We start from the raw sequence: 14,877 nt of genomic DNA, 5'->3' as shown, positions 1-14,877 counted from the left end.
GAAATGGCAGACCAGATTGTTCTTTTTGATCTGGGCAATGTCGTTGTCGATTGGGACCCTACCCGCCTTTACAAGGATTTGCTTGCCTCGCAGGAAGAAGCTGAACGCTTCTACCGCGAGGTTTGTACGCTTGAATGGCACACACACCATGATCGCGGCATGGACATGCGCGAGAATGCAGAACGCCTCATAAAACAACATCCTGATAAAATAGACCTGATACACGCTTGGCGAACAGGTTGGTTGGATATGTTTCACGGCTATGTAGATGGTGTACCCGAAATCATCCAAATACTACAAAACCAATCAACACCCATTTATGCGTTGACCAATTTTCCCGCCGAGAAATGGGAAGAAACTGCAAATGCTTTTCCGGTACTCAACGAATTTCAGGATGTCATTATTTCTGGCGTTGAAAAAGTAGTAAAACCTGACCCAGTCATTTATCAAATCGCACTTGAGCGCATAAATACGAGCTCCCCTTCTGATATCGTCTTTTTTGATGATCGACAGGATAATGTTGATGCCGCGATAAATGCCGGCATGCGCGCATTCATATTCAAAAACGCTGAACAGATGAATTTAGATTTGATTTCAGCAGGCATTATAAAAAACAAATAAAATTCAGCTGGATGAAACTATGCCTTGCTTATGCCTACAAGCTTTGTCCATATTAATCCCATGAAGTTGCTAAAAGTCATAAGTGCGTGTGTTTTGATGATGCTATCCATAGCAAACTATGGAATGGCTGAATCCCCTATTGGCCCCGCTCAGAGACTTCTTGATAAACTAGCCGTAGCCAAAACCGAGCAAGAAGCAAACTTCCTCTACGAAGACATTATCGCAGCTTGGCTCGCATCCGGAGGCCCGACGGTCGACATACTGCTTGAACGGGGTGTAGACGCTCAAGAAAGCAGCAATCATTCACTCGCTCGCGATATGTATGATCGTGTAATTCTGATCGAACCAGAAATCGCAGAAACCTGGTATCGTCGCGGCGTTCTTTTTTTTGAACAAGGAAAATATGATGAAGCCATTTTGGACTTCGAAGAAGCCTTGAATTTAGAGCCTCGTCATTTTGAAGCCTGGCTAGGATTAGGGGCCATTTTCGAAGCTATTGAAGAACGAGAAGCAGCACTCAACGCGTATCGCCAAGTATTGAAACTATATCCTTATTCCAGATATGCAAAACAAGCAGTTTCGCGCCTAGAACCCCTGATCGAAGGCCGCGCACTTTAACGCACCTCTCCCCTTTTTTCGCACATTCAACATTTCGCCTAAGCCGCGAATGTAAAAGATTCACATCCACTCAAAAGAGTACTGGACCTATACGATATAAACGCTAGTGTCCCGCTTCTTTCTAGAAACTTGTCTTGAGGAATTGGAATGGAAGAAGAAGACAACGTCATTGGTGCTATGGGCTCTATGGACCCAACAACACGTGATAAATTACGTCAGACTATCGAAAAAGTAGAGCGTCTCGAGATTGAAAAAAAAGAAGTCGCCGAGCAAATAAAAGAAGTCTTTGCTGAAGCCAAAGCCTTCGGTTTCGATCCTAAAGCGATGAAAGAAGTCATCAAACATCGCAAACAAGACCCGGATAAACGAGAAGAAGAAGAACTTGTTCTTGGAACTTATCTAGCAGCCCTTGGTGAAATCTAGAGATTCCGCTATTCTGCCAACTATTATGGCACGCGATATTGAAGATAAGAAAACGAAAAAGGCTTTACGCAAATTACGTAAAGCCAAATCGCGTGCTGAAGCCGAAAATGGCCCAGGTTTGACAGACTGGGAAAAAGATTTCTTTGAAGGTGTAGAAGAGCGCCTGGAAACATATGGAAGCGCTTTTAGCGATCCTGAAAAAGGCAATCTCGATGAAGCCTTATCAGCGCGTCAAACACACATAGTACGAGAAATAGACAAAAAATCTCGTAAAAACAAAAACGGTATGAAACGCTCAAGCTTCAAAGCCAAAAAAACAAAGACGCCTAAATTTACGCCTCGTGGGCGCGATATTCACGAAGATATTCTTGAAGATATCGACACCAATTCGCCACCAGAGAAAACATCTGCGCCTAAATTAGAAATAGCGAGCGAACAAAGCACCTTGAGCAGCTCACCCACTCAGCCTCCAAACACTCCAAGGCCAACATCTGGCTTTAAGCCTCGTGTTATTCTAGGCGGAAAATCTGACGATTAGGCTGCGCTACAATCAATCATCCGATGATAGGGTAAACTTAAAACAAGCTCCATTTTCATACGATTCATCGAGCCAAATTTTACCACCATGACGTTCAATAATTTTTCTGCAAATTGAGAGTCCTACGCCCTGCCCCGGTGGAGTTTCTTCATCGCCACCCGATAAGCGCGTAAAGATCTGAAAAATTTCCTGACTGTATTTTCCATTTATCCCCCGACCATTATCGGCAACAGAGAACACATCTTCTCCATCAATGTGTTGAGCGCTCACAACAATCTCAAGTGGTCGGTTAGCTCTATATTTTATGGCGTTTTCAATGAGGTTTTGGAAAATACTTTTAGTTAGCTCCGCATCAGCTTTGACAAAAGGGAGGTCTCCACAAATTATTCTGCCTCCGATTAAATCCAATTCATTTTTCAAAAGCGTTTCAATTTGCAATACGATTCTTGATAAATCCAACTCAGTTCTATTCAATTCAGATCTAGATATCTGCGAAAGAGCATTAAGCGCCCCTATCATAGCCTGACCTTGAGCAGCATTTTGATGAATATCAGTTGCATATGAATGCGCTTCAGACCCCTCTTCCACATTTAAGAGAAGTAGCTCGGATAGCATTCGCATATGCCTGAGAGGAGCCCTCAAATCATGAGACACGAGCGCATTAAATTGCTCTAGCCGTTCGTTGGCAGCTTCCAATTCCTCAATAGCAGCTTCCAACTGAGATTCAGCTTCTTTTTGTTTTGTGATATCCGAACTTATTACAAGCAAACCATCGGTTTCTCGACCACCACTTTGAACAGGAACAATATCAATCCGTTCCCAAGATTCTGGATCGTAAGGCGCACGGACCTCCAATCCCAACTTTGGCTCTCCTGAGTTTAAAACTTCAGTATCTAAATGCAGGATACTTTCTTCATATCCCTCCCAAACCTCACTAGGATATAGCCCTTCCAACTCTTTAGGTTCTAAACCAAACTGGCCCGCAGCTGCCTTATTCACTTTTAAATATCGATTGTTTTTGTCTTTTCGCCATATTCGCGCTGGAACATTATCAAATATAAGCCTCAACTCATCTCGGCTTTTTTCCAACAAATATTGCTGCTTTACACGCCGCGTTATATCTCGGCCCAAAATGATAAACCCCTGTTTTTCACCTTGGGAATCTTTCAATACCTCAAGCTTTACAGGATAGGTGCTTCCATCTTTTCTTATGAACTCAGCATAAAAAAAGCACTTTTCGACATTGCCTAACCGCAAATCTTCCAAGCTATTTTGGAAGTTTACATCATCAACAGAACAGATGTCATCGAAAGGCACCCCTTTAATATCTTCATCAGAGTAGCCCAATTGAACTCGCGCATGTTTATTATAAGCAGTTAAGCTCAATGTACTTGAATTAAGAAACAAAATCTCGGTGGAAGCGTGATCAAATATAGTATTGAATCGACTTGCATCACGAATAGTGTGATTACTTTCACCAGTCATAGATGAACTGTCTATATTTGCCTCTTGCTGCATTGAAGACTTGCAATCTGAAGAAGAACTCGTCATTGGTTGAGACCTAGCTCAAATTGCATTTATAGCTTGATAGCAAATGGTACTCACACACAACATGACAGGATCTCCCCCACGAACAAATGCGATTCTGCTGATTGATGATCACGCTATTTTCGCAAAGATCTTTTCAGCCTATTTGCTACGCACTCAATTCCACAATTTTTTTATTGATAATGCAACCTCGCTGGATACTGCTACCCAAAAACTAAAAAATCAAGCTTTTGACTTGATTGTTCTCGATAATCGCATCCCCCCGCACTATAATTACACGCACTCGGTCAATTTGCTGAAAAATCAAGGCTGGTTCGGCCCGATACTTCTTATCAGTGGTGATGAAATCAAGTTGTCGGAGAATAACTCAAACGATCAGCTGATATCTTTTTTTCTACAAAAAGATAACCTGAACGAGAGAACTCTCGATCAGGCTATAGAGAAGTGTCTGTCAAAAACGTGAGACAGTTTCTTTCAGTGCTTTGCGGTCATAAAAACTACAAAGCCTTTACAATGTTTTCGACCATTTTCTTCGCATCGTCGAGCAACATCATCGTGTTTTCACGATAGAACAAATCATTCTGCACACCTGCATACCCGGACGCTAAGGACCGCTTAATGAACATTGTGGTTCCTGCGTTCCAAACTTCCAATACAGGCATTCCATAAATTGGTGACGAAGGATCATCCTTAGCACCAGGGTTTGTCACGTCATTTGCACCAATCACAAAAGCAACATCAGCTTGTTTGAAAGACGAATTAATATCGTCCATCTCATAGATTTCATCATATGGGACTTGAGCTTCAGCCAACAACACATTCATATGGCCAGGCATACGCCCCGCAACTGGATGGATGGCATAAGAAACATCCACACCGGCCTCTTTCAAACTGTCAGCCATTTCCTTCAAAGCGTGCTGAGCTTGCGCAACTGCCATACCATAGCCAGGCACGATTATGACTTTGGATGCATTCTTAAGAATGAAGGCAGCATCATCCGCTGATCCAATTTTCACTGGCTTGTCTGAATTATCGGCACGGACTGCAGTATCCGCATCATCACCACCAAAACCACCAGCTATAACAGATATAAAGGAACGGTTCATCGCCTTACACATAATGTATGACAGAATAGCACCTGACGCCCCCACGATTGCACCAACAACGATCAAAGCAAAGTTGGACAATGTGAAACCAAGCGCTGCAGCCGCCCAACCAGAATAAGAATTCAGCATTGAAACAACAACCGGCATATCAGCCCCACCGATCGGGATCACCAACGTCACCCCAAAGATAAGCGCCAAAATTGCGATCCAGATCAACAACATTCCGCCACCGGATTGCGCGCCATTTGAGTTAGCTGTAACCACTATCAAAGCGACGATTCCCAGCGCAATTAATAAGTTAAGCACGTGCCGCAATGGCAGTATAATCGGGCCGCCCGGTATGGAGCCGTTCAATTTCAACGCAGCGATCAAAGAACCTGAAAACGTAATCGCTCCGATAAGCACTGAGAGCGACATTTCCACCAATGAACGCGGGGCAATCGTTCCTTCAGCTCCCAATAAGCCAAATGAAGCCGGCGCATAAAAGGCAGCGAGTGCAACCAACAAAGAAGCCATACCGCCAAGCGCATTAAACATACCAACCATTTGAGGCATGGAAGTCATGGGCGCACGTGTCGCGAGAACAGCTCCAATACCTCCCCCAATAACGACACCACCTGTTATCAAACCGAAGGTTACACCGTCCAAATTGTCTTTAACCAAAAACAATGTAGTTCCAGCCGCCAACACCATTCCAAGAATACCAATCTTGTTTCCTTGGCGTGCAGTCTCAGGACTGGCTAATCCGCGAATAGCAAAGATGAACAATACTGCGCAGACCAAATAAAGAAGGGCCGAGATATCAACCGTAGACATTTTTATATTCCTTATTATCTGCGAAACTACACCGCTTGCGAGTCTGAAGACTTAGCTTCAGCTGCAGGACGTTCTTTTTTCTTGTACATTGCGAGCATTCTATTGGTGACCATAAATCCACCGAAAATATTGATACAAGCAAGAGCCACGGCCCCTACTCCCAACCATTTAGCTGCCCACACTTTTTGAACTATTTCCGAATTGGTTGATCCCAGCGAAGAAGCTGCGGCCGCAACGATCGCACCCACCACAACAACTGCTGAAATCGCGTTGGTGACAGACATAAGTGGTGTGTGAAGAGCTGGCGTCACCGCCCAAACCACATAATACCCCACAAAAGCTGCGAGTACGAAAACCGCTAATCGAAAAATAAGAGGGTTGATTGCTTCATTTCCCGACTGCGCAAATGCAGTGGGAGACAGGATGAGGGCCGCAAACACGAAACCACTCACAAGGGAAGCAGGCTTTAATTTAGACATAACTATCCTTTCTTCTCGCGCTATATTGTAAAAACAATATATTTGCTGCAATGCAGCAATTGGAGAAATAAACTTGTTTTAGGCCGGTTCCGGCACGAGTGTTGGATGTACTATTTTTTCTTCTTTTGTAAGCGCACTTGACGCAACGACCTCGTCGTCCCAATCAGGTTTTAAAGAACCATCTGGTGCAGAAATTAGCGCAATAAAGTTCAATAAATTCTTTGCATACAAGGATGAGGCGTCTGCAGCGATGGCTGCGGGCAGGTTTGTTGGGCCATATATCTTTACGTCATGAGCCTCAACAATTTCATCCGGTTTAGACAATTTGCAATTCCCACCTTGCGCCGCAGCAAGATCAATAATCACGGATCCCGGTCGCATGGATTTCACCATCTCCTCAGTCACCAATTCAGGCGCTTCACGACCCGGGATAAGTGCAGTAGTGATAACAATATCTTGTTTGGAGATATGAGAAGCTATCAGCTCTCTTTGCTTGGCCTGATATTCAGGAGACATTTGCTTGGCATAACCACCAGCTGTTTCTGCCGCTTTAAATTCATCATCTTCTACAGCGATGAACTTGGCCCCAAGCGATGCGACCTGTTCCTTAGTCGCGGGGCGAACATCGGTTGCAGACACCACAGCACCCAATCGTCTGGCCGTTGCAATCGCCTGCAAACCAGCAACCCCAACGCCCATCACAAACGTTTTGGCAGGTGCAACTGTACCCGCGGCCGTCATCATCATCGGCATTGCACGCCCATATAAATGAGACGCCTCAAGCACGGAACGATAGCCAGCTAAGTTTGCTTGGGAAGAGAGCGCATCCATAGATTGCGCACGAGAAATTCGCGGTACGAATTCCATTGCAAAGGCAGTGACTCCCGCCTTCGCATAGGCATTTGCCTCTTCTATGGCCCCATGAGGCTCTAAGAGGCCAATTAAAGCCTGCCCTTTTGATAAAAGAGATCTTTCATCAGCGGATGGTGCTCTAACTTTCAAAACAAGGTCAGCACCCATAAGTGTAGACTTTGCATCGTCAGCGATTTGCGCACCAGCGCTTTTGAATTCTTCGTCCAGAATACCGGAATTGACCCCGGCATTCTTTTCAATTTTTACTTCATGTCCGGCTGCAATCAGTTTTTTGACTGTTTCCGGAGTAGCGGCAACGCGAAGTTCCCTTTCGCGCCGCTCCAGAGGAACGGCTATTTTCATGGCAGGCTCTTGTGTCTTACATTAAGGCACCGCCGAGAGAGATCATGATTTGAACAAACACGCCCAAAACAATCAGACCAAACACCGCTAGAAGGAAACCTCCTCCTAATCCCAACATTGAACCACCGATCGCACCGATGATTGCAAAGAGAGCCATGGCCACCATCCAATTCATGCCCATAGTCAGTGTGAAAGTCGCATAGCCGAGCATCAGGATCAAAATCAAAGATGTCCACGCTGTCACTTTCAAAAATGCTGAATACATTTTCGATTGTGAATCGATTTCCATCTCACCTTTTACGTACTCGCTAGTCTCGCTCATTAGTTTCACCTTTTTCGTTCAACAATTAGATAGCCCTCGTGATATCTCAGACAAGACGAGTTTCATGCTAAAATCTACGGTATAATCCGTAGTGATAGCGCAAGATTTTTTCGCCAACACTGCAATATTCACAATATTATTTTTTTGAACTCTACATCACAATTCATGGAACATAGAGCTTGAAACCTTGAGATATCCTCAACAGACACAAAGGTCCAGCTCGGTTCATTATAGAAATTATTAGAAAGCAACAATGCGACCGACTCGCACCCCATGATTCAGCAATTGCTGACATCAGCAACGACCATTGGTGCATCTAGACATGATGAACATTTACACCTAGCCGCGCCTCTGCACGATCATACGCTCTGTGGAATAACTCTTCGACATTTCTGGCTCCAAACATAGAAGCAGCTTCATCAAAACCAATACTCCCACCAGCCTTTAGCAGATCCAGCAATGGTTGTTCCAATTTTTTGAATGCCTCTCCTGAACGCCCTGAAATATATTCAGCTAAGACCCACCCTAATAAATATGACATTGGGTAACCCGGAGCGGAAATCGTAGAAGAATGTCGCCTCCAAAACGGCCCATACCCTTTCAAAGATATCTCTTTTCCATAATGGGCACGCAAAGCATTCAGCCAAATTGCATCCGCTGGTATTTCAGCCTCCGAGACGCCTAGTTCCCGTTCAAACATACCGATAGCAGGCTGGTGCACGAGCATAGCAAAATCTTGATCCGCTAGAGCAGCATTGTCATCTTTCATATTTAATCGCTCAAAAACCAAAGCAATTGTTTCTGCAACTGCCCATCCTGAATCGCTTTGCATAGGCCCAAGATAAGAAGATAAATACGCATGAACTCCATGGCCTAGCTCATGCGCCAATGTGCGCGCACTGTCTCGCCCACCATCGAAGGGCGCATATATATAAGGACCTGCCTCTATTTTTCCTTTTCGGTTATAAAACACAGGTGTAGTAAACCCACCCCCACGTCCCTTGGGTTGGATCAAATGCTCTGATACCAACATTGCTCGTATAGCTTTACTGATCTCAGCCGGAAGTATGCTGAGATTTTGTAACAAAGACGATTTGATACTTTTCCAAGACTTCTTGTCTTCATTCTCTTGAGGCACTGCATATCTATCATGCCAACACATCTGCTCGGGATTCTCTACAGTATTGCCCTGCTTTGATTTAAAGAATGCTCTCGCTAAATCCGGAGCGCGCTTCAACGCCACCCGCCTGGCAATTTCCAAAGTCCGGTCAGAGGCATCAATTGCAGCAACGTTAAAACGTTTTTTACAAGCCAATTTTGCTTGAATTCTGAAAAGAGCCTCTCCTTCTGCTCCCGCCTCCTGAAGCCATGCTCCCATTGCCTCAACAGATTTCACTCGAATAGCAGAATCGGAATCTCTAAGCCCCGCCCCCATATCAGCTAACCCACCAAAGTTTTGAGCCATCAGATGCAATGCCTTGTCATATCTATATTGAGACACCCAATGCTGATCAGAAGCAAACTGAGATTGTTCCGCATAGCTGACAGCCGCTCGCCACGGCATTGCTGAAACACCTTTTCGGCGTTGTGCACTTTTCCACTTCGCTGGTGCATCTGTAGAATTAGACACCGACCATATGGACAAAGCCTGCAATTGAACACGTTCTGTATTTAATTCGTTAAGTATAGATAGAGCTTCTGCTTCCATTTCTTGCGTTATGCTTGTGGATAACGATAGATATAAATGAAGAAACAAACGAAGCTTGTTTAACAGGGAGTTTGCTATTTCTAAATCTTCAAACAAATGAGATCTACCGGATAAGTGATCTCCCACCATATCCTTAACCATTGCTTTCAAAAGTTTTTTATCTTTTAGCAATTTTTTATCGATAGGGTTTTGGTAAAGGCTGGAACGCCATCCCCCAATGCGATTTCGGTTCATTTTGAGCCAATTTGGCGCCATTTTAGTGCAGTCCTTACAAATTACACCATAGTATTTAAACTCAATTTCATAAGTTCGTGCCAAGTTGAACCATGAAAACGAGGTCGCGTTGTTTCGGCCGTTTAAATGATGGTTAAGATAATGGCGAAAACTGTTCTTATTGTTGATGATGATCCTACTCAACGCCGATTAATGCAAGCGGCTGTTGAACGCCAGGGATTTCGTGCGCGTTTAGTAGAAAATGGCGATCAAGCTCTTGAAGAAGCTTCAGATGCAAAAAACGGCATCTCAGTTGTTCTTCTAGATTTGATCATGCCAGGCCTTTCCGGAATGGAAACGCTCGAACGTCTTTTAGAACGTCGCCCTGATCTTCCTGTTATCGTACTTACCGCATCTGGTGGTATCGATACAGTTGTTCAGGCGATGCGTGCAGGTGCAGTAGATTTCTTTGTTAAGCCAGCCTCCCCTGAGCGTATTGTGGTTTCTTTGAGAAACGCACTTAAAGTATCAGATCTTCGAGGTGAAGTGAAACGTCTCTCCAAAAAATCTGAAGGGACACTTGGTTTTGACGACATGATCGCTGGCGCACCACTTATGCGCCAGGTTGTTCGCCTTGGACAACGCGCAGCCACATCAAACATCCCTATCCTCATCACAGGGGAAAGCGGTGTTGGTAAAGAGGTTGTTTCACAATGTATTCAGAGCGCATCAGATCGCGCCGGCAAGCCTTTTGTGACAGTCAATTGTGGTGCCATTCCAGAAAACCTCGTTGAATCAATCCTTTTCGGTCATGAAAAAGGTGCATTCACGGGCGCACATGAGAAAAAACTCGGTAAATTTGCTGAAGCCGACCAAGGTACACTCTTCTTGGATGAAGTTGGTGAACTACCGCTAGATATGCAGGTAAAACTTCTTCGTGTATTGCAAGAAGGTGAAGTTGATGCCGTGGGCTCTCGCAAACCAACTAAAGTAGATGTGCGCATCATATCCGCAACTAACCGCGATCTTGCACAAGCTGTCGCTGAAGGCCGGTTCCGTGAAGACCTTTACTACCGCTTAAACGTCTTCCCTATTGAAATGCCATCCCTGCGTGAACGTAAAGAAGATTTGCCGCCTTTAGTGGACCACTTCATTCGCCGCTTCAACGCCCAAGAAGGTAAAACAATTACAGGTGTCTCCAAAGAAACTTTGGGCATTATCATGGCGCATGAATGGCCGGGTAATGTGAGACAATTGGAGAATTCGATCTTCCGCGCAATGATTTTGTGTGAAGGCGATGAATTGCAACCAATCGACTTCCCACAAATTTCAGGCTTAACACCTAATTACGACATCCTTGATTCAACCACCGCAGAAATCGCGCCGATGAATGCTGCGGAAACAGCAGCACAACTGAACTCACCGATTGGAGGGCCTGTCTCCATTACGGACGACAGCGGAGAATTACGCCCACTGGAAGAAGTTGAACGTGACCTTATTCAGTATGCGATCGACCTATATTCCGGCCACATGTCACAAGTTGCGCGTCGTTTAGGCATTGGACGCTCAACCCTCTACCGTAAGGTCCGCGAATACGACTTACGTGTCCGCGAAGAGGATGATGACCTAAACGTTGGATAATAATATAATTAATAGAGATTTCATTCTTGAATGATTTTCTTTGTTGAGCAATCTTGGCGCGTGTGAACCTCCATCACACGCGCCATTTTATTCTGGATTTTTCATGAATTCTCCACTGCCTGATACACAAACTCCTTTGGAATTGCGCTGCGCATCTAAATTCTTCAAAGGGAAAGCTGCAGTCAATCAAGTGTCATTCAGCGCCCCAAAGGGTGAAATTCTCGGATTTCTAGGCCCTAATGGCGCAGGGAAATCCACAAGTTTACGCATGGCGTTGGGTGTTTTAGCCCCCGATGATGGAGAAGCCTATTTGTTTGGCGAAAAACCAAACCTCAAAAATCTCCATCGCGTCGGCTTCCTGCCTGAGGAACGCGGACTTTATCGCAAAATGACAACACGCGGCATCATTTCTTATTATGGCCGACTAAAAGGAATGGATCGCAAGACATCCCTCCTGCGCGCGGACGAAATGCTTGAGCGATATGGTCTTGGCAAGCAAATAAAGTCTAAAATTTCAGACCTTTCCAAGGGAATGGCTCAGAAAGTTCAAATCCTTGCTACGTTAGTTCACAAACCCGACCTCATTATTTTGGATGAACCATTCTCCGGTCTAGACCCAGTCAATCAGCACGATCTCGAGATGCTAATCCGAGAAGAGCACGAACGCGGTGCTACGATTATCTTCTCCACTCATGTGATGGAACACGCCGAGCGCCTATGTGACCGTCTTGTTATCATTGGTAAAGGTGAGAAACGTTTCGATGGTACAATCGATGAAGCGATGAGCCTCATCCCTGAAACTGCAGATATCAGCACCGAGGGTGATTTTGACCTTCACGCCGCATTAGAAAAATCAGGCTTCACTTCTGAATACGACAAGACCGATGAAAACGGCAAACACTGGCGTATAGACCTCTCTCATGGCGAACGTGCACAGGACGTCCTACGCGCTGCGATCAATGCAGGCGCACCAATCACGTCTTTTACTCCTCACCGCGCCAAGCTGAGAGATGTTTTTGTATCTTTAGTTGGTGAAGATTTAAATGATGAGGAGACCGCATAATGCTCCGCTCTATTTGGCTTGTCGCCCGCCGCGAATACCTTGGCTATGTATCTGCCATCGGATTTTGGTTAGGCTTGATCCTCACACCTCTAGGTTTGGCTGTAGGGTTGCTTGTTCCTTCTCTCATTATGCAAGCCCAACCTGCCCGCTATTATACAGTCATTGATAGCCGTGATGATGTATACGAAGCTTTGAATTGGCAGTTTGAGAGCTGGCAAAATTTCGATACGAAAATAGCTTTAAGACAAGCTCTTAGCACTGTGACGCCTGCGAAAAAGCGACGCGCAATAAGCGTATATGAAAAAGCATTCGCTGATGGAGCTTCTCCTCAAGAGGCATTAGATCAGGCTGATCTCCCCTTCCCGATGGAAGCAGCGCCAGTCACATTTCACCCAATCAGGATAAAGAACGAATCTGTTGATGAAATTGAACAGATTTTATCTTCAGGCCAGACCTTTGATGGCCCGTCTGGGAAACAAACTCTATTTGCCGCTATTGTCGTCAAACGCGATCAGGTTGGCGATATATCCAGCGTTGATTATATCTCGCCAGACATCGTCAATGGAGAGTTGAGACAGGCCACGACAGGCGCACTTAAATACTTATCTCGCATACAATTGCTAGAAAGCGCGGGCGTTACAACAGATGAGGTGCGTAATGCAGACGCCGATATCCCTTCATTATTCGTCCGCAAGCCCGGAACAAACACGCCAAATGATAATCAGAGCAATGAGGTCACCCTAACTGACCGTGCGCCTTTTGTAGCGGCTACAAGCATTGCGATAGCATTATGGCTTCTGATCTTTTCTGTTGTGAATTTCTTGCTCACAGGAACAATAGAAGAGCGCTCTAACAAGATATTTGATAGCCTACTCACCAGCGTCAGCGTAACAAACCTACTCGCAGGAAAATTGCTTGGCGTACTCATGTTATCAGCGACCCTTTTGGGCGCATGGCTATTGATGGCCATATGGGCAGGCCTGAACATTGATTCAGCGATTAGTCCAGCAGCCTGGGAATTTGCACGTGCAGCCCTCGATCCGGCACTAATCGTGCCTGCTCTAGCAGGCTTTTTAGCTGGCTATTTGATGTATGGTGCCATCTTCCTCGCCCTAGGCGCACTTTGCGATACGATTCAGGAAGCACAAGCTCTCGCGACACCGCTTATCCTACTGCTCACCACTCCATTATTTATCGTTATTATGGCGCTACAGAACCCCGCATCGGGTTTTGTGTTCACGATGAGTTGGGTGCCCCTGCTCACACCATTCTTAATGATCCTACGCGCACCGCTAGAGCCACCCCTTATTGAGATTATTGGCCATTTATTAGTGATGATCGTATCTACGTCATTTGCCGTCTGGTGCTCTATTCGTGTTTACCGAGCAGGAGCCGTCAACGGGTTTGGAATGAAAGAGATCACAGCTTTTTTCAAAACGAAGTTTTTAAAGAAAGCAAAGGACTAAAATCATAGTCTTTTAAATCGCGATAGGAGACACGCATGCCGCCTCCAACTCCCCTCATCATTTTAGATGTACAGGATGCTATCAATCAGCCTGTCTGGAACCATAAAAACAATCCAGACTATCTATCTGTTATTGAAAAGCTTTTGAAAGTTTGGCGAGAAAATAAATGGCCCGTCATTCATGTTAAGCACGATGAAGCAACACCTTCATCCACTTACCATACTCATGGCCCATGGAATGCAATACAAAAACCTGTCGCACCGAAACCTAATGAACCAGTTGTTATAAAACATCAAAACTGCGCCTTTATAAATACAAGTCTAGACGCAGAGCTTTCGAAATTAAAGGCAAAGAGTTTTGTTTTAGTTGGAGTAGTCATTCACAACAGCATGGACGCAACAATTAGAGCAGGCAAAGCACTAGGATATCACATCACCCTTCCTAAAGATGGAACAACCGCTGTCCCAGTCACCGGGCAAGATGGCAAAATATGGAATGCTGAAGAAGTATTTGAGATGTCCTTGGCCATTCTGGGCAGTGAGTATGCAGAAATAACAACTTCGAGTGAAATATTACAACGTTTTCTTTGATTTTATCGCCCAAACAGCAAAAGCCGCTAGGCGTAAACCGAGCGGCTGTATGCAGTCCTTGGTCATTCGGGTATGACCAAATGCAAAGTCAGGATTGTTTGCTAGCGCCGCTATAGGACGCCTACAAACTTATCTTGCTTTAAGAAGACCTTCGCGCTGTGCGCGCTTACGTGCAAGCTTACGAGCGCGACGTACGGCTTCAGCTTTTTCACGTGCTTTCTTCTCAGAAGGCTTTTCAAAGTGGTTGCGACGCTTCATCTCACGAAAAAGGCCTTCGCGTTGCATTTTCTTTTTTAGCGCTTTCAATGCCTGATCGACATTGTTGTCGCGGACTACGATCTGAACGATTGTTCAATCTCCCGATTTTAAATTCAATAAAACACAAATGTCGCGCCTTTTAAGGGGCGTCAAATGCGTCAAACTTTGCTAAACTGTGTGGACTATTACAGTCCGAAGGGGCGCATTTAGCACAAAGTTTCGTGCCTGCCTACCTCTAGATGAACCGAGTTT

General features: G+C 45.1%; 16 protein-coding genes. 9 read left to right on the top strand and 7 right to left on the bottom strand.

Annotation, left to right across the window (positions count from 1 at the left end; all coding sequences use genetic code 11):
* The first annotated feature begins 3 nt into the window (after positions 1 to 3).
* From F551_RS0110890 to F551_RS0110875, 4 genes are all read left to right on the top strand, one after another.
* Positions 4 to 621: an HAD family hydrolase gene (locus tag F551_RS0110890; protein ID WP_018997546.1), complete on the top strand. Its 618-nt coding sequence runs from the start codon at positions 4 to 6 to the stop codon at positions 619 to 621.
* Between the two features lie 96 nt (positions 622 to 717).
* Positions 718 to 1,239: a tetratricopeptide repeat protein gene (locus F551_RS0110885; protein WP_018997545.1), complete on the top strand. Its 522-nt coding sequence runs from the start codon at positions 718 to 720 to the stop codon at positions 1,237 to 1,239.
* A gap of 147 nt (positions 1,240 to 1,386) precedes the next feature.
* Complete coding sequence (locus F551_RS0110880; protein WP_018997544.1) at positions 1,387 to 1,662, top strand: DUF2312 domain-containing protein; 276 nt, start codon at positions 1,387 to 1,389, stop codon at positions 1,660 to 1,662.
* A complete protein-coding gene (locus F551_RS0110875) occupies positions 1,652 to 2,200 on the top strand; it encodes a hypothetical protein (protein WP_018997543.1) in 549 nt (182 codons plus the stop codon). Before F551_RS0110880 ends, F551_RS0110875 begins: the two co-directional genes overlap by 11 nt.
* A 12-nt stretch (positions 2,201 to 2,212) precedes the next feature.
* Here F551_RS0110875 and F551_RS0110870 read toward each other — a convergent pair whose 3' ends face one another.
* Positions 2,213 to 3,751 carry a PAS domain-containing sensor histidine kinase gene (locus F551_RS0110870; protein ID WP_081621182.1) on the bottom strand — a complete coding sequence of 513 codons (1,539 nt, stop codon included), beginning with the start codon at positions 3,749 to 3,751 and terminating at the stop codon, positions 2,213 to 2,215.
* 61 nt (positions 3,752 to 3,812) lie between these two features.
* On the opposite strand from F551_RS0110870, the gene F551_RS0110865 reads away from it, so the two are divergent.
* Positions 3,813 to 4,211 carry a response regulator gene (locus F551_RS0110865; protein ID WP_155825917.1) on the top strand — a complete coding sequence of 133 codons (399 nt, stop codon included), beginning with the start codon at positions 3,813 to 3,815 and terminating at the stop codon, positions 4,209 to 4,211.
* Positions 4,212 to 4,245: 34 nt separating this feature from the next.
* On the opposite strand, the gene F551_RS0110860 is transcribed toward F551_RS0110865, so the two are convergent.
* The 5 genes from F551_RS0110860 to F551_RS0110840 form a co-directional block, all read right to left on the bottom strand.
* Positions 4,246 to 5,670, bottom strand: a complete 1,425-nt coding sequence (locus F551_RS0110860) for an NAD(P)(+) transhydrogenase (Re/Si-specific) subunit beta (RefSeq protein WP_018997540.1) — start codon at positions 5,668 to 5,670, stop codon at positions 4,246 to 4,248.
* A gap of 26 nt (positions 5,671 to 5,696) precedes the next feature.
* Complete coding sequence (locus tag F551_RS0110855) at positions 5,697 to 6,149, bottom strand: NAD(P) transhydrogenase subunit alpha (RefSeq protein WP_018997539.1); 453 nt, start codon at positions 6,147 to 6,149, stop codon at positions 5,697 to 5,699.
* Positions 6,150 to 6,227: 78 nt separating this feature from the next.
* Positions 6,228 to 7,364, bottom strand: a complete 1,137-nt coding sequence (locus F551_RS0110850) for a Re/Si-specific NAD(P)(+) transhydrogenase subunit alpha (protein WP_018997538.1) — start codon at positions 7,362 to 7,364, stop codon at positions 6,228 to 6,230.
* Positions 7,365 to 7,380: 16 nt separating this feature from the next.
* Positions 7,381 to 7,686, bottom strand: coding sequence for an aa3-type cytochrome c oxidase subunit IV (locus F551_RS0110845; protein WP_018997537.1), 306 nt, complete (start codon positions 7,684 to 7,686; stop codon positions 7,381 to 7,383).
* Positions 7,687 to 8,002: 316 nt separating this feature from the next.
* On the bottom strand, positions 8,003 to 9,649 hold the full coding sequence (locus F551_RS0110840; protein WP_018997536.1) for a gluzincin family metallopeptidase: 1,647 nt from the start codon (positions 9,647 to 9,649) through the stop codon (positions 8,003 to 8,005).
* 120 nt (positions 9,650 to 9,769) lie between these two features.
* On the opposite strand from F551_RS0110840, the gene F551_RS0110835 reads away from it, so the two are divergent.
* From F551_RS0110835 to F551_RS0110820, 4 genes are all read left to right on the top strand, one after another.
* Positions 9,770 to 11,248 (top strand): sigma-54-dependent transcriptional regulator, encoded by a 1,479-nt coding sequence (locus F551_RS0110835; protein ID WP_033404978.1) that lies wholly within the window; start codon positions 9,770 to 9,772, stop codon positions 11,246 to 11,248.
* A gap of 103 nt (positions 11,249 to 11,351) precedes the next feature.
* On the top strand, positions 11,352 to 12,311 hold the full coding sequence (locus F551_RS0110830; protein ID WP_033404975.1) for an ABC transporter ATP-binding protein: 960 nt from the start codon (positions 11,352 to 11,354) through the stop codon (positions 12,309 to 12,311).
* Complete coding sequence (locus F551_RS0110825; RefSeq protein ID WP_018997533.1) at positions 12,311 to 13,777, top strand: ABC transporter permease; 1,467 nt, start codon at positions 12,311 to 12,313, stop codon at positions 13,775 to 13,777. The genes F551_RS0110830 and F551_RS0110825 overlap by 1 nt, the downstream gene beginning before the upstream one ends.
* Before the next feature lie 35 nt (positions 13,778 to 13,812).
* Positions 13,813 to 14,367, top strand: a complete 555-nt coding sequence (locus F551_RS0110820) for an isochorismatase family protein (RefSeq protein ID WP_018997532.1) — start codon at positions 13,813 to 13,815, stop codon at positions 14,365 to 14,367.
* A 129-nt stretch (positions 14,368 to 14,496) separates the two neighbouring features.
* Here the strand turns inward: F551_RS0110820 and rpsU are convergent, their stop codons facing one another.
* Positions 14,497 to 14,715 carry a 30S ribosomal protein S21 gene (rpsU, locus tag F551_RS17305; protein WP_026296786.1) on the bottom strand — a complete coding sequence of 73 codons (219 nt, stop codon included), beginning with the start codon at positions 14,713 to 14,715 and terminating at the stop codon, positions 14,497 to 14,499.
* Between the last annotated feature and the right edge of the window lie 162 nt (positions 14,716 to 14,877).

Origin of the sequence: Hirschia maritima DSM 19733, from assembly GCF_000378345.1 — a bacterium.
GTDB lineage: Bacteria > Pseudomonadota > Alphaproteobacteria > Caulobacterales > Hyphomonadaceae > Hirschia > Hirschia maritima.
Note: the sequence above shows the minus strand (reverse complement) of the source record. Positions and strands in the feature narration are given on the sequence as shown.